24 protein-coding genes are annotated in these 24,954 nt (G+C 44.4%); 6 read left to right on the top strand and 18 right to left on the bottom strand.

Annotation, left to right across the window (positions count from 1 at the left end; translation table 11 throughout):
• Window position 1: 1 nt before the first annotated feature.
• The gene (glgD, locus tag KGMB01110_RS13830) at window positions 2-1,117 is read left to right on the top strand and encodes a glucose-1-phosphate adenylyltransferase subunit GlgD (protein ID WP_119298934.1); all 1,116 of its coding nucleotides are present in this window, start codon (window positions 2-4) and stop codon (window positions 1,115-1,117) included.
• A gap of 87 nt (window positions 1,118-1,204) precedes the next feature.
• On the opposite strand, the gene KGMB01110_RS13825 is transcribed toward glgD, so the two are convergent.
• Window positions 1,205-2,116, bottom strand: a complete 912-nt coding sequence (locus KGMB01110_RS13825; RefSeq protein WP_119298932.1) for a LysR family transcriptional regulator — start codon at window positions 2,114-2,116, stop codon at window positions 1,205-1,207.
• Window positions 2,117-2,227: 111 nt separating this feature from the next.
• Here KGMB01110_RS13825 and KGMB01110_RS13820 point away from each other — a divergent pair, with 111 nt between their 5' ends.
• A complete protein-coding gene (locus KGMB01110_RS13820; RefSeq protein WP_119298930.1) occupies window positions 2,228-3,160 on the top strand; it encodes a 4Fe-4S binding protein in 933 nt (310 codons plus the stop codon).
• Window positions 3,161-3,450: 290 nt separating this feature from the next.
• On the opposite strand, the gene KGMB01110_RS13815 is transcribed toward KGMB01110_RS13820, so the two are convergent.
• From KGMB01110_RS13815 to KGMB01110_RS13785, 7 genes are all read right to left on the bottom strand, one after another.
• Window positions 3,451-4,035 (bottom strand): cytidylate kinase-like family protein, encoded by a 585-nt coding sequence (locus KGMB01110_RS13815; protein WP_119298928.1) that lies wholly within the window; start codon window positions 4,033-4,035, stop codon window positions 3,451-3,453.
• Between the two features lie 69 nt (window positions 4,036-4,104).
• A complete protein-coding gene (pflA, locus tag KGMB01110_RS13810; RefSeq protein ID WP_119298926.1) occupies window positions 4,105-4,836 on the bottom strand; it encodes a pyruvate formate-lyase-activating protein in 732 nt (243 codons plus the stop codon).
• A gap of 113 nt (window positions 4,837-4,949) precedes the next feature.
• The gene (pflB, locus tag KGMB01110_RS13805) at window positions 4,950-7,199 is read right to left on the bottom strand and encodes a formate C-acetyltransferase (RefSeq protein ID WP_119298924.1); all 2,250 of its coding nucleotides are present in this window, start codon (window positions 7,197-7,199) and stop codon (window positions 4,950-4,952) included.
• A 404-nt stretch (window positions 7,200-7,603) separates the two neighbouring features.
• Window positions 7,604-8,296, bottom strand: a complete 693-nt coding sequence (locus KGMB01110_RS13800) for a 5'-methylthioadenosine/adenosylhomocysteine nucleosidase (protein WP_119298922.1) — start codon at window positions 8,294-8,296, stop codon at window positions 7,604-7,606.
• 46 nt (window positions 8,297-8,342) lie between these two features.
• Entirely contained in the window at window positions 8,343-9,635 is a 1,293-nt protein-coding gene (eno, locus tag KGMB01110_RS13795; protein WP_119298920.1) for a phosphopyruvate hydratase, read from the bottom strand.
• Window positions 9,636-9,826: 191 nt separating this feature from the next.
• Entirely contained in the window at window positions 9,827-10,945 is a 1,119-nt protein-coding gene (locus KGMB01110_RS13790; RefSeq protein WP_119298919.1) for an iron-containing alcohol dehydrogenase family protein, read from the bottom strand.
• Between the two features lie 96 nt (window positions 10,946-11,041).
• Window positions 11,042-12,379, bottom strand: coding sequence for an MATE family efflux transporter (locus KGMB01110_RS13785; protein WP_119298918.1), 1,338 nt, complete (start codon window positions 12,377-12,379; stop codon window positions 11,042-11,044).
• 270 nt (window positions 12,380-12,649) lie between these two features.
• Between KGMB01110_RS13785 and KGMB01110_RS13780 the strand changes: the two genes are divergently transcribed.
• Entirely contained in the window at window positions 12,650-13,987 is a 1,338-nt protein-coding gene (locus KGMB01110_RS13780; RefSeq protein WP_119298917.1) for an MATE family efflux transporter, read from the top strand.
• 24 nt (window positions 13,988-14,011) lie between these two features.
• Here the strand turns inward: KGMB01110_RS13780 and KGMB01110_RS13775 are convergent, their stop codons facing one another.
• From KGMB01110_RS13775 to KGMB01110_RS13760, 4 genes are all read right to left on the bottom strand, one after another.
• The gene (locus tag KGMB01110_RS13775) at window positions 14,012-14,380 is read right to left on the bottom strand and encodes an ArsR/SmtB family transcription factor (RefSeq protein ID WP_117602434.1); all 369 of its coding nucleotides are present in this window, start codon (window positions 14,378-14,380) and stop codon (window positions 14,012-14,014) included.
• Between the two features lie 15 nt (window positions 14,381-14,395).
• Complete coding sequence (locus KGMB01110_RS13770) at window positions 14,396-16,267, bottom strand: heavy metal translocating P-type ATPase (protein ID WP_119298916.1); 1,872 nt, start codon at window positions 16,265-16,267, stop codon at window positions 14,396-14,398.
• 38 nt (window positions 16,268-16,305) lie between these two features.
• Entirely contained in the window at window positions 16,306-16,524 is a 219-nt protein-coding gene (locus KGMB01110_RS13765) for a cation transporter (protein ID WP_119298915.1), read from the bottom strand.
• Window positions 16,525-16,656: 132 nt separating this feature from the next.
• Window positions 16,657-17,550 carry a LysR family transcriptional regulator gene (locus KGMB01110_RS13760; RefSeq protein ID WP_119298914.1) on the bottom strand — a complete coding sequence of 298 codons (894 nt, stop codon included), beginning with the start codon at window positions 17,548-17,550 and terminating at the stop codon, window positions 16,657-16,659.
• A 349-nt stretch (window positions 17,551-17,899) separates the two neighbouring features.
• Between KGMB01110_RS13760 and KGMB01110_RS13755 the strand changes: the two genes are divergently transcribed.
• Together KGMB01110_RS13755 and KGMB01110_RS13750 are read left to right on the top strand one after the other, a co-directional pair.
• On the top strand, window positions 17,900-18,499 hold the full coding sequence (locus KGMB01110_RS13755; protein ID WP_117888417.1) for a chromate transporter: 600 nt from the start codon (window positions 17,900-17,902) through the stop codon (window positions 18,497-18,499).
• On the top strand, window positions 18,496-19,074 hold the full coding sequence (locus KGMB01110_RS13750; protein ID WP_117602439.1) for a chromate transporter: 579 nt from the start codon (window positions 18,496-18,498) through the stop codon (window positions 19,072-19,074). The genes KGMB01110_RS13755 and KGMB01110_RS13750 overlap by 4 nt, the downstream gene beginning before the upstream one ends.
• A gap of 225 nt (window positions 19,075-19,299) precedes the next feature.
• On the opposite strand, the gene KGMB01110_RS15085 is transcribed toward KGMB01110_RS13750, so the two are convergent.
• From KGMB01110_RS15085 to KGMB01110_RS13725, 5 genes are all read right to left on the bottom strand, one after another.
• Window positions 19,300-19,473 (bottom strand): DUF6472 family protein, encoded by a 174-nt coding sequence (locus KGMB01110_RS15085; protein ID WP_170141736.1) that lies wholly within the window; start codon window positions 19,471-19,473, stop codon window positions 19,300-19,302.
• Window positions 19,460-20,353 carry a response regulator gene (locus tag KGMB01110_RS13740; protein ID WP_117602441.1) on the bottom strand — a complete coding sequence of 298 codons (894 nt, stop codon included), beginning with the start codon at window positions 20,351-20,353 and terminating at the stop codon, window positions 19,460-19,462. The genes KGMB01110_RS15085 and KGMB01110_RS13740 overlap by 14 nt, the downstream gene beginning before the upstream one ends.
• 30 nt (window positions 20,354-20,383) lie before the next feature.
• Window positions 20,384-21,385: a nucleotidyltransferase family protein gene (locus KGMB01110_RS13735; protein WP_119298913.1), complete on the bottom strand. Its 1,002-nt coding sequence runs from the start codon at window positions 21,383-21,385 to the stop codon at window positions 20,384-20,386.
• Window positions 21,382-22,350 carry a DUF3878 family protein gene (locus KGMB01110_RS13730; protein WP_119298912.1) on the bottom strand — a complete coding sequence of 323 codons (969 nt, stop codon included), beginning with the start codon at window positions 22,348-22,350 and terminating at the stop codon, window positions 21,382-21,384. The genes KGMB01110_RS13735 and KGMB01110_RS13730 overlap by 4 nt, the downstream gene beginning before the upstream one ends.
• 180 nt (window positions 22,351-22,530) lie before the next feature.
• Window positions 22,531-22,746, bottom strand: a complete 216-nt coding sequence (locus KGMB01110_RS13725; protein ID WP_117602444.1) for a hypothetical protein — start codon at window positions 22,744-22,746, stop codon at window positions 22,531-22,533.
• A 167-nt stretch (window positions 22,747-22,913) separates the two neighbouring features.
• On the opposite strand from KGMB01110_RS13725, the gene KGMB01110_RS13720 reads away from it, so the two are divergent.
• Entirely contained in the window at window positions 22,914-24,236 is a 1,323-nt protein-coding gene (locus KGMB01110_RS13720) for a sodium-dependent transporter (RefSeq protein WP_119298910.1), read from the top strand.
• Here the strand turns inward: KGMB01110_RS13720 and KGMB01110_RS15915 are convergent.
• Entirely contained in the window at window positions 24,142-24,576 is a 435-nt protein-coding gene (locus tag KGMB01110_RS15915; protein WP_334294939.1) for a winged helix-turn-helix transcriptional regulator, read from the bottom strand. The two genes, KGMB01110_RS13720 and KGMB01110_RS15915, sit on opposite strands and share 95 nt — an antisense overlap.
• Window positions 24,577-24,954 lie beyond the last annotated feature (378 nt).

Genomic DNA, 24,954 nt, shown 5'->3' with positions numbered 1-24,954 from the left:
TATGCCAAAAGCATTTGGAATCATCAATTCTTCCGGCAGACATTTATGGGTGGAAGGACTCCAGGAGTATCGCCCCATCAGTGCATTTTCCTTTTTAGGAAGATATCGGGTCATCGACTTCCCGATTTCTAACATGAGTAACAGCGGAATCGACCAGGTTCAGATCTATATTCGCCGTTCTCCACGTTCTCTGGTAGAACATGTAGGAACCGGTCGTCACTACAACATCAACTCCAAACGTGGGAAGTTGCAGCTGCTCTTCTCCGAAGACGGTTCAGAACACAGTGTCTACAACACTGACGTTGCCATGTATCTGGAGAATCTGGAATGTCTGGAAGAAATGCCGCAGAAATATGTGGTGATTGCACCAAGTTATATGGTATATTCCCAGAATTATGACACCTTACTCCGCACCCATATTGAATCCGGTGCTGACATTACGATGCTGTATCACTCCGTAGATAATGCCAATGACTATTTCCTGGCATGCAACGCTGTCAATCTGAATCGTCAGAAAGGTGTGCTTTCCATCGAGCGGAACCGTGGAAATGCCAAAAACCGTAACATCTCCATGGATACCTATGTTATGTCAAAGGAACTGCTTTTAAAATTAATACATATTGCAAAAAGTATGTCTTCCATGTTTACTCTGGCAGATATCATCAATGTTGCGTGTAATGAATATGATGTGCGCGGAGTTTCGCATCGTGGTTACTTTGCCTCCATCACAGACTTCAAGAGTTATTATGCTTCCAATATGTCTCTGATCGATATCAAGACCGCATTCAACCTCTTCGATGAGGAATGGCCGATCTACACCAGAACCAATGATTCCTGCCCGACCCAGTATTTCGAGACCGCCAATATCAAGAATTCCGTTATTTCCAACGGATGTCTGATCGAAGGTACCATTGAGAATTCCGTCATCGGTCGTGGATGTGTAATCAAAAAAGGGGCTGTGATACGTAATTCAGTGATACTTCCTTCTGCGGTTATCGGGGAAGATGTGCATGTCGAAAACTACGTGATCGATAAACATGCACGAATCACCCACACACAGGAAATCATTGCAGATCCCGAACATCCGGGTTATATTCGCAGATCTGATTTAATCTGATCTGGTGTATTTTTAAAGTTTTTTAAGTCTGAAATATTTTTAAAAGAGTTGCGAATTCAAACCCGCAACTCTTTTTCTTTCCGTTTATCATCGAATCCAGCCGTACTTTACCGACAGTTCCATTTTTTTACATTGATGGAGATACATTTCCAACTCCCGGATCACCGGTGTCAGGTATTTATTTCTATGATATACTAATTTAAATTTACGATTCCATTCCTTATTTTGTTCTAAAAATATCCGAATCTTGTCATGGCGAATCTCATGCTTCAGCAATCGAAAAGACATGACAGACAAAGCTTTGTTATATAGCACAGCATTAATTAAAGTTCTGGGGCAGTTTGCCTCCCAGCTTATTTCAATCGGAATTTGATGTACCTTTCTGTATTCTTCAAAGAGCTGTCTCGTTCCACTTCCCGGTTCCCGCATTGCAAATTTCTGATAATACAACGCTTCCTTTAAAAGCATTTTTTCAGTATAAAACGCGTGCTCCTGTCCGCAAACCAATACAAGCATATCTTCTACAATCGGAAGTACAACCAGATCCGGCGACTGCACCTCTCCTTCTACCACTGCTGCATCCAATTCTGATTTTAACAGTTTTTCTTCAATTTCCTGCGTATTACTTACATAAGACCTCACTTCTATTCCCGGGAACTTTTCTTCCAAATGCAAAATAATCTCCGGAGTAAGGCATGTTCCGACCGTAAGAGTAGACCCCAGACGAAGCATCATTTTTTTGCCCTGCTCCACCATAGAATCATCCAGTCTCTGAAACTCTTGCACCAGATCTCTTGACCGAGTAAGCAAAATTTTTCCCATTTCGGTTAAATATAATTTTTTTCCCAGTCTTTCAAAAAGCAGTCCATGATAATGTTCTTCCAATTCCCGGATTGCCTGACTAACCGTAGGTTGTGATATATATAATTTTTCTGCAGCAGCACTCATTGTTTTATATTCTGCAACTGCCAGGAATATCTTCAAATGTCTGATTGTCATTTTTCTGCTCCTATAGGTAAATCCTATTGTTTCTATCAAATAATATCATTTCTCAAATACTTCTACAAGTGTTATGATAAAATCAATCAATTACTCAAGGAGGTATCATTCATGTCTGCACTAACCATCAAACCTGCAGAAGTCACTCGTTTAAAAGGGCTTGGATTTCTGAATAATAAAGGAACCGATAATTTTTCCGCCAGAGTTCTGACTGTCAATGGTAAAATCACTGCACGTCAGATGAACGCGATCACAAATGCCGCCGAAACTTTCGGCAACGGTATTTTAACTTTCACTACCCGTCAGACCGTGGAAGTTCAGGGAATTCCCTATGACAACATCGAACCATTCCTCGACGCTCTGGAAACGGAAGGCCTGGAAACCGGAGGAACCGGGCCGAAAGTACGACCTGTAGTTTCCTGCAAAGGAACTACCTGTCAATATGGTCTGCTGGATTCCTTTGCCCTGTCCGAAGAGATCCATCAACGGTTCTATAAGGGATATCACGATGTAAAACTTCCGCACAAATTTAAGATTGCCGTAGGTGGATGTCCAAACAATTGTGTGAAACCCAATCTGAACGATCTGGGAATCATCGGCCAGCGGGTTCCACAACCAGATTCATCCAAATGTAAAGGATGTAAGAAATGTGCCATTGAAGCAGTCTGTCCTTCAAAAGCCGCAAAAGTGACGGATGGCGTTTTAAACATTGATCCCAATGTCTGCCTTCACTGCGGACGCTGTGTCGGCCGTTGTCCGTTCCATACCGTAGATGACGGAACCTATGGTTTTAAAATCTATCTGGGCGGACGCTGGGGCAAAAATATTTCTCACGGACAGTCCTTACATAAAGTCTTCACGTCCAAAGAAGACGCAATGAACGTGATTGAGAAGACCATCCTGTTCTTCCGGGATCAGGGATTAAAAGGGGAACGTTTCGCCCTGACCATCGAACGACTTGGGTTCGATACAGTCGAAGAAGCCATCCTGTCTTCTGATGAGTTGCTGGATCGCAAAGAAGAGATTTTGAGCAAGGAGCTGTAGATACACTGTTTGCATGTGTTGATGCAAACTATTATCCTTCCACAAAAGGTTGCAACGGGAACCGCTTACGCTTGCCTTATGCATCCCTTTTGCGGGAGAATCTTTGAGCCTCACTAACACTTACTCTATAACGTATACAGAACACCCCGGAACCGGTATAAAAACCGATTCCGGGGTGTTTATTTTCCGTTTTTTAATGTTCTAAAACAAAATTCATTCATACATGCCGAAAAAGATTTGCGTACAGTTCCCATCGCTAACTTTTTCAATGGTTATTAAACTCTCGCCTCTCAATACAAATTTGCCAGGATTTCTGCGCATTTCTCGATTCCGAAGGTACCGCTGTCAAGAGAAATATCATAATTTTCCATAGCGCCCCATCTCATATCTGTATAGAACTGATAATAAGCGGCTCGCCGTTTGTCTTTGTCTTTCAATCGTTTCTCCGGAGAGGCTGCACGCTCTCCATACTGCGTGACGATCCGTTCTGCCCGTTGCTTCATGTCAGCATGGATAAATGCTTTGAGACAATCTGCCTCATCCCGCAAAATAAAATCTGCGCATCTTCCGACAATCACACAGGGACCTTTCTTCGCCAGATCCAGAATCACATTTCTCTGTGCCAGCCATAAGCTGTCCTGTAATGACAGACCATTGTACTCACGATCTGTAAATGCCGCTGTAAGCCATCCGCCGCTCGAAAGTTCTTCGCCTCGTTCCTGGATGTACCGCTCAGCAAATCCGCTCTCTTCTGCTACCTTCTGGATCAGTTCCTGATCATAACAGGGGATTCCCAACTTCATCGCAGTCATCCTGCCCACCGTACGTCCACCGCTTCCGAACTGACGACTGATTGTAATAACTCTGTTTGCCATGTTGTTCCCTCCCTTTCTGTCGCACACGATTGTTTTGTTACTTTCATCATATCACCGTGTTTTTAAAAGTCAAGGATTGACATTCAGGATTTTTTCTGCCAGTTTTACCCGCTCTTTTGTGGGCGGATTTATCCCGTCCAGAGGATAGGAAAGCCCCAGATTTTCCCATTTGTAAATCCCCATCGTATGATAGGGAATCACTTCGACCCGCTGAATATTTTCAAGGGTTTCGAGAAATTCGTGAAGGTTGCGTAAATCCTCTTCATAATCGCTTCGTTCTGGGACCAGTACGTGTCGGATCCAGACCGGTTTGTGGATCTCAGAAAGAAATTTTGCCAGTTCCAGAATGTTATCATTCTTCTGTCCTGTCAGGATTTGATGTCTTTTTGGATTGATTTCTTTGATATCCAGAAGCAGAAGATCTGTCACTTCCATCAATTTGCAAAATTTTCCGAAAAATGGATCTTCTCTGGTAAATGGCTCTCCAGCGGTATCGATCACCGTATGCACCCCCTGCTCTTTCGCTTTCCGAAAGAATTCCAGCATAAAATCCAGTTGTAACAACGGTTCACCACCACTTACGGTAATCCCGCCTTCTTTTCCCCAGTAGCCTCGATATCTCAGGGCTTTTTTGAGCAGTTCTTCCGAAGTATATTCTGTCCCTCCTCCTTCTTTCCAGGTATCGGGATTATGGCAGAACTGACACCTCATGTGGCAGCCCTGCATAAAGATTACATAACGAACCCCCGGTCCGTCCACCGAGCCAAAACTTTCCAGTGAATGTACATACGCCTCTTCCATTTTCTTTCCGTTCCTTCTCTTAATGATTCTTATCTTCGTATTTCCGACTTGTCCGTTATACCAACCTTACTTTTCCCGGTCTCATTTTCTGTTGATCTCTAATTCTCCTGATCTTACATTCTGTCATGGCAGGTTCTGGAAATTACATCCACCTGCTGTTCTCTGGTCAGATCAATAAATTTCACGGCATAACCGGATACACGGATCGTAAAGTTTGCATATTCTTCCTTTTCCGGATGTTCCATAGCATCTTCCAGTTTTTCTCTTCCGAATACATTTACATTCAAATGATGTGCACCCTGATCAAAATATCCATCCATTACCTGTACCAGGTTCTTCTTCTGTTCCTCTTCTGAATGTCCCAGTGCTCCCGGATTGATGGTCTGTGTATTGGAAATTCCATCCAACGCATATTCATACGGCAGTTTTGCCACAGAGTTCAGAGAAGCCAGAAGTCCGTTCTGTTCTGCTCCGTAACTCGGGTTCGCTCCCGGAGACAATGGTTCTCCTGCTCTTCTTCCATCCGGCATATTTCCGGTTGCTTTTCCGTATACCACATTCGAAGTAATCGTCAGAATCGATGTGGTCGGCTCAGAATCTCTATAAGTATGACGCTTTTCGATCTTCCGGAGGAACGTCTTCAGAAGCCATACTGCAATGTCATCGGCTCTGTCATCATCATTTCCGTATCTCGGGAAATCACCTTCTGTCTCAAAATCAATGATCAGTCCGTCTTCTTCACGGATTGGTTTTACCTTTGCATATTTGATGGCGGACAGGGAATCTACCACGTGGGAGAATCCGGCGATACCTGTCGCAAATGTTCTTCTTACATTGGTATCGATCAGAGCCATCTCTGCTGCCTCGTAATTATATTTATCATGCATATACTGGATCAGATTCAGCGTATTGACATACAGCCCTGCCAGCCAGTCCATCATCACATCATATTTCCGCATGACCTCATCATAATTCAGATATTCCGAGGTGATCGGAGCAAGTTCCGGTCCCACCTGTTCTTTTGTCTTCATATCTCTTCCGCCGTTCATCGCATAGAGCAGGCATTTTGCCAGGTTTGCTCTTGCACCGAAGAACTGCATTTCTTTTCCGGTCTCAGTAGCGGATACGCAGCAGCAGATAGAATAGTCATCTCCCCATACCGGACGCATCACGTCATCATTCTCATACTGAATAGAACTGGTTCGCACAGAGATCACTGCTGCATATTTCTTAAAGTTTTCCGGTAGTCTGGAAGAATACAGTACTGTCAGGTTTGGTTCCGGTGACGGCCCCATATTTTCCAGCGTATGCAGGAACCGATAATCTGTCCTGGTGACCATAGATCTTCCGTCCATGCCCATTCCGCCTACTTCCAGGGTGGCCCATACCGGATCTCCGGAGAACAACTGATTGTAAGACGGGATTCTTGCAAACTTCACCATTCTGCATTTCATAACGAAATGATCGATCAGCTCCTGTGCTTTTTCCTCCGTCAGCACTCCGGCTTTGATATCCCGATCCATATAAATATCCAGGAACGTCGATACACGCCCCACACTCATTGCTGCACCGTTCTGAGTCTTGATTGCTGCCAGATATCCGAAATACAGCCACTGAACAGCTTCCTTTGCATTTTTTGCCGGGCCGGAAATATCATAGCCATAAATCTTCGCCATCTCTTTCATGCCTTTCAGTGCATTCAACTGATCTGCAATCTCTCCACGCAGCCGGATCACATCCTCTGTCATGGTGCCGTCTCCACAGTTTGCCATATCTTCCTGTTTCTTTTCGATCAGAAAATCAATTCCGTACAGTGCAACTCTTCTGTAGTCTCCTACGATACGTCCTCTTCCGTAAGCATCCGGCAGACCGGTGATGATCTTGTTATGTCTTGCTTTCTTCATTTCCGGAGTATATGCCTCAAACACTGCCTGGTTGTGGGTTTTGTGATATTCCGTAAAAATTTTATGAAATTCTTCTGACGGCTCATATCCATAAGTTTTGCAGGACTCTTCTGCCATCTTGATTCCACCATACGGCATAAAAGCCCGTTTCAGCGGTTTGTCTGTCTGCAGTCCTACGATCTGCTCCAGATCCTTGTACTCTTCTTTGATGTATCCTGCCGGATAGGAAGTCAGGGAAGATACCACCTCTGTTTCCATATCCAGAACTCCGTTTTTCTGGCGCTCTTCTTTCTGTAATTTCTGCAATTCTCCCCAGAGCAGATCCGTCGCTTCCGTCGGACCGCTTAAGAAAGATTCATCCCCTTCATATGCTATATAATTTTTCTGTATAAAATCACGGACATCCACATCTTCTTTCCATTTCCGTCCCTGAAATCCATTCCATGCTGCTGTATCCATTCTTGTAGTTCCTCCTTTATTTTTCTCGTTAAGTTAGGTGTAACTAACCATCGCGCGCCATTAAGGTTAGTTATGTCTAACTTCGTGAATATAGTAACATATTCTTTTTCACTCTTCAATCCATTCTTTTCATGTTCCTCTAAAAAAACATTCCATATTTTCCCGAAATTTTGAGGAACTTTATATTCTGTTACGACTTAATAAGATGAGAAAGCGGTTCCCGGGGTAAACTTTTTCGGGATAGATAAATCTTGTCCAACCATAAACTTTTGTTCCTCACTTTACATAAATTAAAAACACCCGCAAGTGCCAGGATTACAGGGTTCTCACCTCCATCCGGACATTTGTCGGGTATTTTATGTGTTGTGTGATTGTATGATTGTGTGTTAATCATTATTTTTATCTTACAGCATCGGGATCAGTTCACGCAAAAGTCTTACGCAGTGAACGATCGCCTGTTTTTCAAACGTTGGATAATCCATCTGTACGCTTCCGTCCGCTTTGTCTGAAATCGCACGCAGGATCACATAAGGAATTTTGTTCAGATATGCTCCGTGCGCAATTGCTGCACCTTCCATCTCCGCACATCTGGCATGAAAATTTTCCTGTATCTGTTTCTTTTTTTCTCCTCCGGAAATAAACTGATCTCCACTGGCCACGCGACCGGTAAAAGTCTGAATATCCGGATTTGCTTTCTGATTGGCTTCTACAGCTTTCTTCACAAGAACGGGATCTGCCGGAAACGCCAGAACATCCATCCGCGGAACTTGTCCCACCGGATCTCCCACCGCACTGGCATCCATATCATGTTGCACGGCATCTTCCGAAACAACCATATCTCCTATATTGATCTGAGCATCCAGAGAACCTGCTACTCCTGTGTTGATTAAAGCTTCCGGCTTATAAAAATCTGCCAGAATCTGCGTGCACAGCGCTGCATTTACCTTGCCGACACCGCTTTTCACGATCACACAGTCTTTTCCGTATAAGGTTCCTTTATAAAAATCCATAGAAGCCACTGTCTTCTTTTCTGCAAACGCAAGGTCTGCGATCAGCTCCTGTACTTCCTCTTCCATCGCACCGATAATTCCAATCATCTGTTTTCCCTCCGATTTTCTTATTCGGTGTTCATTATACAGGAATCTATTTTATATTGAAAGCGCTTTTTTGCGGATAGATTGCACTTTCTCCAAGTTCCTCCTCAATTCGAAGCAACTGATTGTATTTTGCCACACGTTCGCTTCGACTCGGAGCTCCGGTCTTGATCTGGCAGGTATTCAATGCCACCGCGAGATCTGCGATCGTCGTATCCTCTGTCTCACCGGAACGATGTGATGTCACGGCCGTATAACCTGCTTTGTGAGCCATCTTAATTGCTTCCAGTGTCTCTGATACAGAACCAATCTGATTCAGCTTGATCAGGATGGAGTTTCCGCATCCCAGAGAAATTCCTTTCTGCAGACGTTCTGTATTGGTTACGAACAGATCGTCTCCTACCAACTGTATCTTATCTCCCAGTTCTTTTGTCATGATCTGCCATCCTTCCCAGTCTTCTTCATCCAGACCGTCCTCGATGGAATAGATCGGGTACTTCTCACACAGGGATTTCCAGTGCGCTACCAGCTCAGCAGATGTGAATCGTTTCTTGCATTTCGGCAGAACATATTCGCCCTTCTTATCACTCTTCCACTCACTGGAAGCCGCATCCATTGCCAGTACAAAATCTTTTCCCGGCTCATATCCGGCTTTCCTGATTGCTTCCAGAATGTATTCAATGGCTTCTTCATCGCTTGCCAGATCCGGCGCAAATCCACCTTCATCTCCCACAGAAGTTGCCAGTCCTTTAGATTTCAGGAGAGCTGCCAGTGCATGAAAGACCTCTGTACACCAGCGAAGTCCTTCCCGGAAGCTTGGTGAACCCGCCGGCATGATCATAAACTCCTGAACGTCCACGGTGTTGGCTGCATGAGCACCCCCATTCAAAATGTTCATCATCGGAACCGGCATCCGGTTTGCATTGATTCCGCCAAGGAATCGATATAACGGAAGATCCAGTGCTGCTGCCGCCGCTTTCGCCGAAGCGATTGAGACTGCCAGGATCGTATTGGCTCCTAATTTTGATTTCTCTTTGGTTCCGTCTGCTTTCAGCATGGCTGCATCCACTGCATAAATATCAGATGCATCCATTCCAACCAGCACATTGTTGATGACGGTATTAATATTTTCAACCGCTTTGCTGACTCCCTTTCCTCCGAAACGGGAAACATCTCCGTCTCTTAACTCCAACGCTTCAAATTCTCCGGTAGATGCTCCACTTGGTGCTGCACCTCTTCCGATCGTTCCATCTGCGAGATAAACCTCTGCTTCCACTGTCGGATTTCCTCTGGAATCAATAATTTCCCGGCCAATTACCTTTTCAATTTGTAAATAATCCATCCTTTTGTCTGTCCTTTCCCTAAGATTCATGTATCCTTCTATGCCCCTTTCAGGGTTTGGGGCACAGGAGTACACATGATTTATTCACACTAGTTAGACACAACTAACTGTTATCATCCTATCACAGACTTTCTAAGAATACAAGAAAAGGAAATGAGAATCTTTCTCATTTCCTTTTCTTGCGTTTTTTCTTACCAAAGTTTGCGATACAGATCCCGTAACATAGTCTCTGTAATTTCCACCGGATTATTCAACAAATTGGGATGTTTACTCCCCTGAACCAATGCTTCTTTCTGTTCCTTATCAAGCTGAAGATCTTTCAGATCTGTCCGGACACCGATCGTTCTCTTCAGGCTGTCGATTCCGTCTGCAAACGCTTCCACATCCTTAAATCCCAGCATTTTTGCCAGTTCCAGAAGTCTTCCGTCATCTTCCGCACCGTTGATCCTCAGAAAATGATCAATGGTAAGTCCGCAGGCTTCTCCGTGGGCAATCCCCAGAAGATTGGTCAGCGGATACGAGCAGGCATGCGCCGATGTGGTCTTCGGAATTGTAAATGCCAGCCCCGCTATCACCGAAGCCTCTGCCATCTTCTCTCTAGCTAATGCATGTTCCGGCTGTTCACAGGCAAGCTGCAAATAGTCAAATACCAGTTTCAACGCATGGACTGCCAATGCATCACCGATCGGGAAATGATGTTTGCTCCAGTATGCTTCCAGTGCATGACAGAGCACATCCATCCCGGTGCAGGCTGTGGTATGAGGCGGAACCGAATAGGTCAGTTCCGGATCTACAATCGCAAGCGTCGGATAAAATGCGTCACAGCTTAACGGCTTCTTCACTCCTGCCTCATGGTCTGACAGAACGGACACACAGGTAATCTCACTTCCCGTCCCCGCCGTCGTCGGTACCGCAATCAAGGGAAGGCTGGTATCCGGCAACAACGATGCATCCTCCATATAAGCCTTTACCGGACGTTCTTCCTGGCACATCACTGCCGCTGCTTTCGCGCAGTCCAACACACTTCCTCCGCCTAATGCCACCACAAAATCACATTCGTGGTCATTGATCATGGAAATACAGGCCTCACATTCCTTAATATCCGGATTAGGAGAAACCCCACCGTAAATCACACAGATCAGTCCTTCGCTTTCTTTCTGGACCTTCGCCGCAAGTCCCCGTTTCACAAAAGATGGCGAGGTGATCAGAATACCTCTGTTTCCCCCGAGTGCCTTTACTTCCTCTGCAAGCCCTTTAATCCGTCCGTTGCCAAATCGGATGGTCACAGGCTGCATATAGTTCCAATTCATATTTTGTCTCCTCTCTGTGTATCCATTCCATTTCAATGATTCTGTCCTAATACACCAACCGCTTCCAAAATATGTACCAAAATAAAAAGCTTTGTCTCAAATTATACCAGATGCCGCTTTTTTTGGGAACCCATTTTTCTTTTTATACAAAATCACTCCCAAAATCGCCACAATTCCCTCGGCTGCCGCATAGGAGATCCAGACTCCTGTCATTCCGAATCCTTTTGCCAATATAACCGCCACCGGCACGATCACAAAAAAGCCGCGTGCCAGCGAAAGAATCTGTGCCGGCACAGCCCGTTCCTGCGCCATAAAATAAACAGCTAAAATAATATTAAATCCCGCAAACCAGATTCCCGTAAAATACAGTCTCATACCATGAACCGCAATTTTTTGCAGAGTCTGACTTCCCTCGCTGTTAAAGGCCGCTGTCAGCGGGTCCGCTCCCAGATAAAAGATCAGATAAATCAGAACCGATGAGATTGCCATCACAAGCATCGCCAGTTCCAGAAGCTTTTTCATGTGATCTTCTTTCTGTCTGCCATATTCCCGGCTGATCAACGGCTGCGTTCCCTGTGCAATTCCGGTATGGATCGCCGTCACCACATAAGCCAGATTTGCTACCACGCCATAGGCTGCAACTCCGGTATTTCCTTCCAGATTCAAAATCAACAGATTGAATACAAACATCACCACACCGGATGCCAGTTCCGTAATCAAAGACGGAACACCCAGAGCCAGAATTCCCCGGAATATTTTTCCTTCCGGTCTTGTCCTTCTGAAATGAAAACCACAGTCTTTCTTCTTCCAGTGCCCGTGACTTGCCCAAATTCCGACAATCGGCGCACATCCTGTTGCCAGTACCGCTCCGAAAATCCCCATATGCAATGGATACATAAAAATATAATCCAGAACAATATTGGAAAAACTGCCAAGGAGCATGGCGCACATTGCCCGTCTCGGTGCTCCGTCATTTCTGACAAAACAGACAAAAATATCATTTAGCATAAACGCCGGAGAGAAGAACAGAATAACCTGCAGATAAACTCTGGTCATTTCAAATACTTCCGTATTTGCTCCCAGCCATCCGGCAAAGGTTGCCGACAGAAATAATCCTGACAAAACGAAGATCACTCCGAAGATTCCATACAGAATCACGGTCTGGGAAAAAATCTGATCCGCCATCCTTTGCTGATTCTGTCCTCTGGCAATCGAAAATCTGGTTGCACCTCCCATCCCCAGCATCAAACCGCTCCCATGGACCATACTGTAAATCGGTAGTGCCAGATTCAGGGCTGTTAAGCCATTTGCCCCGATCGCATTTGCAATAAAAAAAGTATCTGCCAGAATATAGCAGGACAACCCGATCATCCCACAGACATTTGCCGCAATATATTTTGCCAGTTCTTTCTTTAACTCCTTCATTCCTGTCATTTTCTCCTCTTTTCTACCATTCAAACAAAAAAAGCCAGGCTTTCCATCTTCTGAGACCTAACGATAGAAAGTCTGACGCTTCTGCTGCCTACCCGGTGGCAGACAACCACGTATCTTCTGATATTTATTTTTCGAAAATAATCATACACAATCTTATGTAAAAAATCAACCCCAAACAAATTCCCCATCAGAATAAAAAGCAAAAAGAAACTATTGACTCTACAACAGTTATAGGGTTTACTATATTCAGGCGAAAGGAGTTTTAGTCTTATGGAAAAAAATCTTACAACCGGCAGTGTCTTCAAGACCTTACTTGCATTTTCTCTGCCTTATTTGTTCTCATACTTTTTGCAGACCCTCTACGGAATGGCGGATCTGTTTATCATCGGACAGTTTGATCCGGTCGCACATATCACCGCCGTTTCCATCGGGAGTCAGGTCATGCATATGCTGACTGTCATGATCGTAGGACTGGCGATGGGGTCTACCGTTATGATTGCACAGTCTGTCGGCGCCGGACAAAAAGAGCGTGCTTCCCTTACCACCGGAAATACCGTCACGCTGTTTATGATCGCTTCTGTGCTTTTGACGATTCTTCTGCTGTTTTTGATCCGTCCGATTGTCACGGTCATGTCTACCCCGGTCGAAGCTGTCCCTGGTACCATCACCTATCTGACAATCTGCTTCCTCGGAATTCCCTGTATTACTGCATACAATGTGATCAGTTCCATTTTCCGTGGAATGGGAGATTCCAAAAGCCCCATGTATTTTATCGCGATTGCCTGTGTTTCCAATATTATTCTGGATTATCTTTTTATCGGATTTTTCCATTTTGGTCCTGCCGGAGCCGCCCTTGGAACCACAGTGTCTCAGGCGATCAGTGTCCTGGCGGCTTTGATTTCACTTTACATCCATCCTACAGGGCTTTCTGTCTCGCTTCATGATCTTCGTCCCCGCAGAAATATTATGGGACAGATTTTAAAAATCGGAATCCCGGTTGCCATGCAGGATGGACTAATCCAGGTCGCTTTCATTATCATCACCATCATTGCCAACCGTCGCGGGCTCAACACGGCCGCTGCCGTCGGCATCGTCGAAAAAGTGATCAGCTTCTTCTTTCTGGTTCCATCTTCCACGCTTTCTGCCGTCTCTGCATTGGGCGCACAGAATATCGGAGCCGGAAAATACAACCGTGCCACACAGACCCTTCGCTATGCAATTTACATCGCAGCCGGTTTTGGACTGACCGTGTCCGTTCTGATTCAGGGTATCGCTCCATTTGTGGTTGCTCTCTTCACCTCTGATCCGGCGGTTATTCATCTTGGAACCCAATATTTACGTGGATATATACTGGACTGCTTTTTTGCCGGCATCCATTTCTGTTTCAGTGGTTATTTCTGCGCCAGTGGAAAATCCGGATATTCCTTCCTGCATAATATTGCTTCCATCACACTTGCCAGAATACCCGGTGTTTATCTGACTTCCATTTGGTTTCCGGATACCCTGTTTCCTATGGGACTGGCCACGGTGAGCGGATCTATCCTGTCCTGTTGTATCTGTCTGTTTCTGTTTCTCAGACTACATGCGACCCAAAAGGTGCAGGAATAATTTGTCAGGGACTAATTTTACCGCTCAGTCTTCTTCAATATGTTCTCTTCCTTGATCAATGATCGTACGCACATGTCCGTCTGCCAGAGAATAGAAAACGGATTTTCCTTCCCTTCTGCTTTTCACCAGCTTATTCTGCTTCAGAATCCGAAGTTGGTGGGAAATCGCAGACTGCGTCATATTCAGTGCCTCCGCCAGATCACAGACACACACTTCTGCTTCAAACAACACGTAAAGGATCCGGATTCTGGTGGAATCTCCAAATACTTTAAACAGTTCCGCCAGATCATAAAGTTCCTCTTCCCGGGGAAGTTTTTCGTTGACGATGTGAAGCAGATCTTCATGAAGTTCTTTTGTTTCACAGCATTCGATCTCGTTTTGATTCTCGTTCATTTTATTATCCTTCTCCTAAAGATTCTTTACATAAAGTGCCCGAATCGCATTTAATACTGCGATCACCATAACTCCTACATCTGCGAAGATCGCCATCCACATGTTTGCAATTCCGATAGCGCCAAGGAACAGGCAGATGATCTTGATTCCGATGGCGAAGTAAATATTTTCATATACAATCCGAAGACATTTTCTGGAAATTCGAATCGCCTTTGAAATTTTCAGCGGATCATCGTCCATCAGAACGATATCAGCCGCTTCAATGGCTGCATCAGATCCCAGAGCACCCATGGCAATTCCGATATCCGCACGGGAAAGAACCGGAGCATCATTGATTCCGTCTCCAACGAACGCCAATTTTTCTTTTTCCTTCTTCTTTCCGAGAAGTTCTTCCACTTTTACTACTTTATCCGCCGGAAGCAGCTCACTGTAGACTTCGTCGATTCCAAGTTCTGCTGCTACCTGTTCTGCCACCTGTTTCCGGTCACCGGTCAACATCACAGTTTTCTTGATTCCGGCACGTTTCAACGCTTCTACCGCTTCTTTTGCATGCGGCTTCATCAGATCAGAAATCAGGATATGTCCGGCATAGACTCCGTCAATTGCCATATGAACCACCGTTCCCACACTGTGACAATCCATATAATCCACGTTCAGGTGATCCATCAGTTTCGTATTTCCTACTGCGACCGTAACCCCGTCTACCTTTGCGATCACACCATTTCCGCTGATCTCTTCCACATCGGAAACTCTGGTCTTGTCAATCGGTTTTCCATAGGCTTTTTGCAGACTCTTACTGATCGGATGTGTGGAATAGCTCTCAGCCAGTGCCGCATATTCCAGAATCTCGTCTGCATTTTTCTCATTGTGGTGGACACCGCTTACCTCAAACACTCCCTGTGTCATTGTACCAGTCTTATCAAACACCACATATTTTGTCTCTGACAATGTTTCCAGATAGTTGGAACCTTTTACCAGTACTCCCGCATTGCTGGCACCTCCGATTCCTGCGAAGAAACTAAGCGGAATACTGATTACAAGGGCACATGGGCAACTGATAACCAGGAAAGTCAACGCACGAAAGATCCAGTCTCCCCACATCGGTGATACTCCCATCACTGCCATACGGACAATCGGCGGGAGCAATGCCAGTGCAACTGCTCCGTAACAGACTGCCGGTGTATAATATCTGGCAAATTTAGAGATAAAGTTTTCAGATCTTGATTTCTTTGAACTGGAATTCTCCACCAGTTCCAGGATCTTAGATACCGTGGATTCTCCAAATTCCTTTGTGGTACGGATCTTCAGAAGTCCGGTCATATTGATACAACCACTAATGACCTCATCCCCTTCTGCTGCTTCTCTCGGAAGACTTTCTCCTGTCAGGGCACTGGTATTTAAGGTAGAGGAGCCTTCGGTAATCACTCCGTCGATCGGCACCTTTTCTCCCGGCTGTACCACGATCTCTGTTCCAATCTCGATCTCATCCGGATCCACCTGTTCCAGACTTCCATCCTCTTTTTCAATATTTGCATAATCCGGACGGATATCCATCAGATCACTGATATTTCTCCGGCTTTTTCCAACCGCATAACTCTGGAACAGCTCACCGATCTGATAAAATAGCATAACCGCTGTTCCCTCTACATAATCTCCAAGAAGAATCGCTCCGACTGTTGCAACCGCCATCAGAAAGTTCTCATCAAATACCTGTTGGTTCTTAATTCCCTTTCCTGCTTTGATTAGAATATCATATCCGATAATCAGATATGGAATCATGTATAATAAAAATTTCAAGGTCCCATCTACCGGAAGGAAATGCAGAACTCCGATACACAAAACAGCAAGGAGGATCCTTTTCAAAACTTTTTTCTGTTTCTTATTCATGTTTCATTCACCTCTTCTAACGACAAACGCATCCATTTTTAGAGGAAAATCTCGCAGTCGTCTTCTACCTTCTTGCAGTTCTTTAATACGTCCTGCATAACTGCCTTATAGTCTGCTCCGTCCTCAAATTCTACATTCATTTTCAAAGTCATGAAGTTTACCACTGCATTTTTAATACCTTCTGTCTTGTTTGCAGCTTCCTCCATCTTGTTTGCACAGTTTGCACAGTCTACATCGATTTTGTAAGTCTTTTTCATGATCTTCTTTCCTTTCTCTTTTCCTGTCTTGTTTTTAAAATTCTTTCATATGAACAATTATTCATATGTTTGATTCTATTATACACCGGACATATTCTATGTCAATATAATTTTGTAAGATTCCGCAAAATTCTAATGAATTAACAATTGTTTTACCTGTTTCTCCACATAATCCAGAAATCCTCTGGTTGCCGAAGATACATAAGTCTGCTTGCCATATACCGCGAAAATTTCCGAGCGGAACTCCCTCTCCCTGATCGGATATCCGCAAAGCTCCCTGTTGTCTCTAAAGATACTCTGAGGCACAATCCCTATCCCCATCGCTTTTTCTGCCATGGAAATCACCGTCCTCGCATCTTCACATTGACAGAAAATCTCCGGTGTCAGTTCCTGCTTTCTAAAAGCCTCCGTAATCAGCGGCTCCCATCTTCGATACAAGATCATCGGAATCCCTGTCAGTTCCTTTAACGCAATGGACTGTTCCGGTTCATCCGCCTGTTTTTGAAAAAATTCTTCTTTTCCCACCACATAAAGATCTTCCTTTAATATAGGAACTCTTTTCAGATCCGATGCCGAAAATGGAGTCCGCACAAACGCCATTTCCACCTGATGCATCCTGGTCTTTTCAATCATCTGGTAGGTATTGCCCTCCTGAATTTCAAAATGAATCCTCGGATGATCCTTTCGGAATTCTTTCATCCAGTCCAGAAACATCCCACCGCACAAGGAAGACACCACACCGATCCTTAACGTGCCCGCAACTCCCGACTCAATATCTCTCATTTCCCTTCTTGCCGAGTCAAACTGCTCCAGAATCGCCGATGCCCTCTGATAAAATTTCTGTCCCGCCTCTGTCAGCTCCATATGTCTGGTATTCCGGTCAAACAGGACGCAACCCAGTTCTTCTTCCAGAAGTTTCAGTTGCACGCTGACCGGAGGCTGGGAAATGTGCAGACTCTTTGCCGCCTCCGTGATCGTCCCCTTTTCTGCTACTGCCACAAAATATACTAACTGTCGAATCTCCATCTGCTCACTGCTCCCTTTCTCCTGCTCGTTTTCAAGCTCTTCTTTTTAAATACTTTCTCTTATCATTCACTTTTCTTACATCTCTCATTTTTTGCCATACGTCTTCTTTCTTAATATTTTCTTTCTTAACCTTTTATGTATTTTGTAACTCTATAAATTTCCCCATATCCGTCTCATTTCATATAGGAACGCTTCAAGAATCTTCATACTTTCATATACAGGTTTTATATATAAATTCCATTTATAGTTTTTTCATATATATAGCACATATTTTCCATACTTTCAATATAGTTGAAACTGCGCTATACTGGTAACGATATTTAGTACAAAAGGAAAGAGAGGATGCTTTATGACTCGTTTACGAGATTTGTTTTTTTCATTTGCAAAAGTCGGCGTCATGACCTTTGGCGGTGGCTACGCTATGTTGCCTATGCTGCAACGGGAAATCGTTGACAACCGTGGCTGGGCAACCGAAGAAGAGCTGATGGACTATTTTGCCATCGGTCAGTGTACGCCGGGAATCATTTCCGTCAATACCGCCACTTTCATCGGTCAGAAAACCAGAGGAAATATCGGTGGAATTTTTGCCACATTAGGTGTGGTCTTCCCTTCCACCGTCATCATCAGTATTCTTGCCGGTATCATTACGACTATCGATGATCTTCCGGCTGTTCAGAACGCGTTCGGTGGAATCCGCGTCTGTGTCTGCGTTCTGATTTTCAACGCAATCTGTAAGCTCTGGAAAGGTGCGATCAAAGGTTCCCTTTCTGTCGGCATTTTCCTGGTTGTGGCTCTTGGTTCCTACTTTTTAAGTATTTCACCGGCAATCTTTGTCGTTGCTGCCGGTCTGATCGGAATCGTTCTGGAACTGACAGGTGCCAGAAAATCTACTGATGCTAAGGCTTCTGATTCAGTTTCTTCCGATAAGAAAGGAGGTGATCAGGCATGATCTATTTGAGACTGTTCCTCGAATTTTTCAAAGCCGGCCTGTTTGCCGTAGGCGGCGGTCTTGCTACCCTTCCGTTCCTGTCAGATATGGCAACTTCCACCGGATGGTTTACTCACAGTCAGTTAGCTGACATGGTAGCAGTTTCTGAATCTACTCCCGGACCTCTGGGCGTCAATATGGCAACCTATGTTGGTTATACCGTAAAAGGAGTTCCCGGTGCGGTTATCGCGACGCTTGGGCTGATCACCCCATCTGTCATTATCATTTTGATCATCGCCCTGTTTTTAAAGAGCTTTCGTCATAACCATTTTGTTGAGGCCGCTTTCGAATGTCTTCGCCCAGCTTCGTTGGGACTGATCACTGCATCCGGTATTGCAGTTGCTGTTACCGCCCTTTTTGTTTCTTCTACCTTTGAGAAAGGATTTATCGGTTCGATCCACTGGAAAGCGATCCCGCTTTCCATCCTTCTCCTGCTTGTAACCAGAGTCTTTAAGAAGACAAAAGGACTTCATCCCATCATCTGGATCGGTGTATCCGCAGTGGTTGGAATCGTCTTTTCCTTCGCAGGAGTGTAAATCACATTAGCTATGTAACTAAAAAGGACAAAATGTGTTAATGAAAACCATTATCCTTACGCAAAAGGTTGCAACGGGAACCGCTTACGCTTGCCTTATGCATTCCTTTTGCGTAAGAAATAAGATGTAAACCTTCATAATAAAACAGAGAAGACATATCATGTTCACATAAATATATCTTCTCTGTTTTGCATTTTTCCGGGTTCTTTTTTCTTATTTTCATTCTTACATCTGCTTTCTGACGACGGCATATTCATCCCCGTTCCGATAATAGGGACATTCATAGTGGTCATCTGACAGCAGTCTCATATATTCATCCTCATCCATATTGATATCGCAGAAATAGCACTCATACTCTTCATCGTAGTTATAGAATGCACACGTCTCACAATTCCCCATTTTCTATCTCCTCATTGTCTGCATCCACTGATTCTTCCATCTGCTCCGCTTGTTCCTCCAGCATACGCATGATTGGATTTTTGGGATTTTCCATCAGTTTTGCATTGGTAAATTCTGCCCACTCATAATTATTCATATATTCTCCGCGATAGGAATTGATGGCCTTGATATCTCCTTTTAAAAATTCATAGAAATCACAATGAATCTTTGAGGGATCCACCGCACTCTGATTCCTTGATCTTACCAGCACATCTTCCACACCTGCCTGTTTCAGCGTCTTTCTCAGAGAAGAAACAATAGTCGTAACCTGTTTGGCTTTACTGTCATCACCCCAGAGAGTCATGGCAATCTCCGCATTGGTCAGAGCCGCACCTCTGCGGTCGATCAATAACGCCAGTAATTCTTTCGCTTTTTCTCTCTCCCAGTTCAGATTCTGATAATCCACAAACGCCACAAAATTCCCGAACGTATGGATATGCAGCCTGTGATCGATCGGTTCTTCCTGCGTCAACAGCGTATTCAATTCTCCCAGTGTCTTCCGGATCATTTCCTGTGTGATTGGTTTCAGCAGATATCCGACTGCATGAACCTGAAATGCATCCATCGCATAGTCTGAGTAAGCTGTGCAGAAAATAATTTTCACTTTCGGCTTTTCTTCCCTCAGACGTTTTGCCAGCTCCACACCGGTCATCCCTCGAAGCTTTACATCCAGAAACGCATAATCCAAAGGCTCGTCCTTCATCCATTCCAGATGTTTGAACACATCATCCACTTCATCAAAGCCCTGAACATTATCCTGTGGATTACAGAAGATTTCTTCCAGATTCTTCATCAGAGACCAGAGTACGATCGGTTCATCATCTACCGCCAGTATATTCATAACATTTTCTCACCTGCACTACGTATTCTTCTAATCAATCAGATTATTCTGGAATCTGGACAAATGCTCGTAAGGAAGAATCAACCGTCCTCTGTAAAGCCCGCATCCATCATTGATCAGACTGTTATTTGCCGCCGCAAACATATTCACATCCAGTTCGGACAGTTCTAGGGACGCAAGCTTCATTCCCCGTTCATACGCCTCATCGAAATAAATATTTTCGCCTTTCGGGATCCTGTCTCTCCTGGATCGTTCTTCCTGCTGCCGTTTCTCATATCCCAGATGATTCACCGGGCCGATTTCCGCCGCATCATCCATCTGTTTGGTCCGAAGCTGGAATTCCATATAGCTTCTGGAGCAATTGTCGTAAAGCGTCAGATGCAACGACTGATATTCTTCTTCCCCGGATTCCGAAGTTCTGTGAGAAATGTAATCTCTGTAATAAGGTCTGACCTCCTCCGACAGAAGTGGGGATGTACTCTCCATAATCCCCTTTGCCGGTTCTGCCGTAAATCCCCGTTCCTCCAGAAATCCCGGCAGTTCATTGGCAATCTGATACAGATATTCCAACTCCGCTCTCTCTGCATCTTCCTTTGTCTTATAATGGCACCGCGGCATGGAGATCACGATCCGATATGCAATCAGATCTCGAAAACAGCTCAATCGTTCTTTCAGCTGTTCCACCGTCGGATATGTTCCGTGATCTTTATAATAATTATAGATATATTCCACAATATAACCGTTAAACTTTTCTTCCGCCCGGATCAGTGATTTGATCCTTCCTTTAAATGTAAAAGCCAGAAGAGGATATTTTTTCGCCATAAATTTGTAGAATTCCCGGATTATCTGAGACTGTGCCGTCAGGAAGTCATTGTGTTCCAGAAGTTCCCGGATCTGGATCAGAAAATTGCAGTGAATCTGATCAATGGCATTCCCCGTCTTTTTTGCGTCAGTCCTTAAGTCATTGGTATAATTTCTCAAAATACGGAAAATCGTGTCTCCCGAATATAAATAGTCATTTAATGTTATCATCTTTTGTCGCTCCCTGATTTAATCTCTTCGACTTCAACCTTCTCGATCACAGTCTGTGTATTTCTTCCTTTTCTCTCCCAGATCAACAGATACACGCCACATTCTATGGAATCTTCCGCAAACAGAAACGGTTCCTCCCGAAAGATCCAGACCTTTTTCCCCGTTTTCTCTATCTGCTCCCTGCGCAGATTCGCAGCCTTTTGAAGCTGGCAAAACGTCTGTGTCACCTGTTCATCAAATTCCCGTTTCGGATAACCAGATGCCGCCTGTTGCATTTTCTCCCAGATTCCGAGAAACAAAGCCTGATGTCTGTTCTGATGAAGTATTTTCCCCAAATGTTTTCCAATCCATTTCACCGGAAATCTCTCATAGAGGTGCAGCCATTTAAGAAAGGATCTGTCTCCTGCCTCTCCTGCGTACTTCTTCATCACTGCAATCGCCTGCTCTGTCACATTCCAGGGATTCTCTCTTTCCACCCGATACGCCTTTGAAACCGCCGGATAACAACTGTTCAATGGCGGAAAGTCTGCCAGCGCAGCCAGTTCCCGCTCCGCTTCCACACAGTACGCTTCGCCCAGGTACTCCAGCTTATCTCTGAGAATCGCGATCTTATATTCCATTTGCCGAAGATATTCGTAGCCTTCCATCCAGAAATGTCCGATCTCACCATAATCATACAGATACACCTGTAGATTCAGATCCTGGAAAAACACTGTGACTACCTGATCCCCCTGTTCTACCACCAGAACATATTCGTTATTTTCACGGCTCAGGCTTGCCCCCAGCTCTCCTTCATAATCTTCCCGGTAATTGCCGGTCATTCTCCCGTTTATAAAAAGCAGGAAGCTTTCCACCGCGTCATTCATCAGATAGATCAGACGAAGCCCGTCTTCTGTTTTCTGCAATTCAAACTGATCCTGGCTCAAAAGTTCTTCCAGCATCCGGATTTCCTTTGTTACGGTCATCCATTCTCTCCCATTTTCCCACAGGATATCATGCTCTGTGAATCCTGATAAATTTATGCTACAGGGTGCACTCTTTTTACACCCATTCCTTCACGATATCGTATGTCTGATAGCAAGCTATAGAATGAAAAAGGGCGATGACATTTCGATACTTCGAACCTCATCGTCCCCTTTTGCAGATCATATCAATGTAAAACTGATAATACCTAACGCATGAAGTGCTTCAATAATCAGCTCCGCACTGCAAATTGCAAGAATTCCGAAATCACAGTTTTTGTATAATTCCAGCTTGCTTTCGTCAAGATTCGACCGTCTCAAAATATGTGGATTGATCAGATCAATCGCTGACAAAATCACTAAAACGATCATAAGTACTACTAAAACTCCATGGGGCATTGAATTTCCCTCCTGCTACTTTTCTTCTGTATCATATAGAATTTACGATTTCTGTATCTTGTTTATTATAAGATAGAATGTCTTACAAATCAATCCCTGAGCGCATGGACTTTTCTCTAAAAATCTTTTATAATAAAACCACTATACTTTTTTGGGGGAAATTACTTATGAACAATCGCGATTCATTTCAAAGCCGGTGGGGATTTATCCTTGCCTGCATCGGTTCTGCTGTGGGTATGGGCAATATCTGGATGTTTCCTACCCGCGTTTCACTTTATGGAGGCGGGTCTTTTCTGATCCCTTATATCCTTTTCGTTATTCTGATTGGTTTCACCGGTGTCATTACCGAAATGAGCTTTGGTCGCGCCACCAGATCCGGGCCGATCGACGCTTTCGGCATTGCCTGTGAGAAAAAAGAACATCGAAAACTGGGCGAGACGTTTGGTCTGATTCCGGTATTCGGTTCTCTTGCCATGGCCATCGGCTATACCGTCGTCATGGGCTGGATTTTAAAATATGCCATCGGAACCCTGACCGGAAGTACTCTTGCCTATACTGATGTAGAAGAATACGGGGCAGCTTTCGGTTCCATGGCTTCTGCTTTCGGTAACAACCTCTGGCAGGTTGCCGCTCTGGTTCTCTGTATGCTGATTCTGATGCTTGGTGTGGGAGGCGGCATCGAACGTGCTGGAAAGATTATGATGCCTTTGTTCTTTCTTCTGTTTGTGATCCTGGCTGTCTATGTTGCTTTTCAGCCGGGTGCCATTGATGGTTATCGTTATATTTTTCGGATAGATCCAAAAGCTTTTTCCGATCCGACCACCTGGATCTTCGCACTGGGACAGGCTTTCTTCTCCCTGTCCGTTGCCGGAAACGGAACTTTGATTTACGGTTCCTACTTGTCCGATAAAGAAAATATACCGGAATCCGCATCGAAGGTTGCACTCTTTGATACACTGGCTGCCATTCTTGCCGCACTGGTTATCATCCCGGCGATGGCAACCACCGGAGCCAGATTAAATCAGGGCGGTCCGGGACTTCTGTTTATTTTTCTTCCCCACCTGATCCGCACCATGCCGGGCGGACGCTTAATCGCTATTATTTTCTTTGCCGCAGTATTGCTGGCAGGAATGACTTCCCTGATCAACCTGTACGAAGCTCCGATTGCAACTGTTCAGGAGCAATTTCACCTGTCCAGAGTTCCAGCCTGTGCAGTCATCGGGATCATCGGCACGATCGTCTCTCTGCTGATCCAGGGCATTGTCTCCGACTGGATGGATGTGCTATCTATTTATATCTGCCCGCTCGGCGCAGGACTGGCAGGCATCATGTTCTTCTGGGTTTGCGGAAAAACTTATGTAGAAAAAGAGGTCAACAAAGGCCGTGAGAAAACATTTACATCTCTTTTCTTCCCGATCTGTAAGTATCTCTACATCCCGATTTGTTTCTTTGTGCTGATCCTCGGAATCGCACTTGGGGGAATCGGATAGGGCAAGACAGACATAGGAAAAATATCTGACCATTGGCAAATACTCTGTAAAATCGGAACGGCAGATTTTCCTTTTTCGTCAGAGTATATTCCACCTTTGGCGGAATTTCATCATAAGATTTCCTTGCAATCATTCCATCTTCTATCAGATCTTTTAACGTTGACGCAAGAACCGCATCCATTATATTATACATTTCCTTACGGATTTCGCTGTAACGCAGTCTCTCATTTGCTGACAATACGCATAAAATGCGGGACTTCCATTTTCCACCAAATACTGCCAGACCATATTCCAACGGGCAGCGTATATCATCCTCTAATTTTTTCTTATATTTTGCCATATAAAATCACCTTCAAGTTTTTTAATATTATAACTTGAAGGTGATCTTTTTAAAGTTACTATGAAATTTATGAGTATCTTTTCTGTTAAATTTCTTTTTTATTCTCTGCTCCCGGTGTGGTAACAATGACTTTGGAAGGTGTGATCACAAGCGCCCCTTTCGCAGTTGCCGCCCCATTAAACATCTTCTCAACCATAGCTTTAAATGTATCGACTAATTCCCCTTCCGTTACATATTCGGCAGTTCCCTTGATCTGGTACCCTTCCAGACTCTACGCATCATATGCAGAAATTGCAATTTTCCCATGATTTGCCCTGATGTTATTTAATGTTGTCTCAAGGAAAACATCTCCTACAACCAACTTTCCCTCCGTTTTTT

It is taken from the genome of Mediterraneibacter butyricigenes (genome assembly GCF_003574295.1).
Classification (GTDB): domain Bacteria; phylum Bacillota; class Clostridia; order Lachnospirales; family Lachnospiraceae; genus Mediterraneibacter_A; species Mediterraneibacter_A butyricigenes.
The sequence above is the reverse complement of the archived record's forward strand: the minus strand, read 5'-3'. Positions and strand labels throughout refer to the sequence as shown.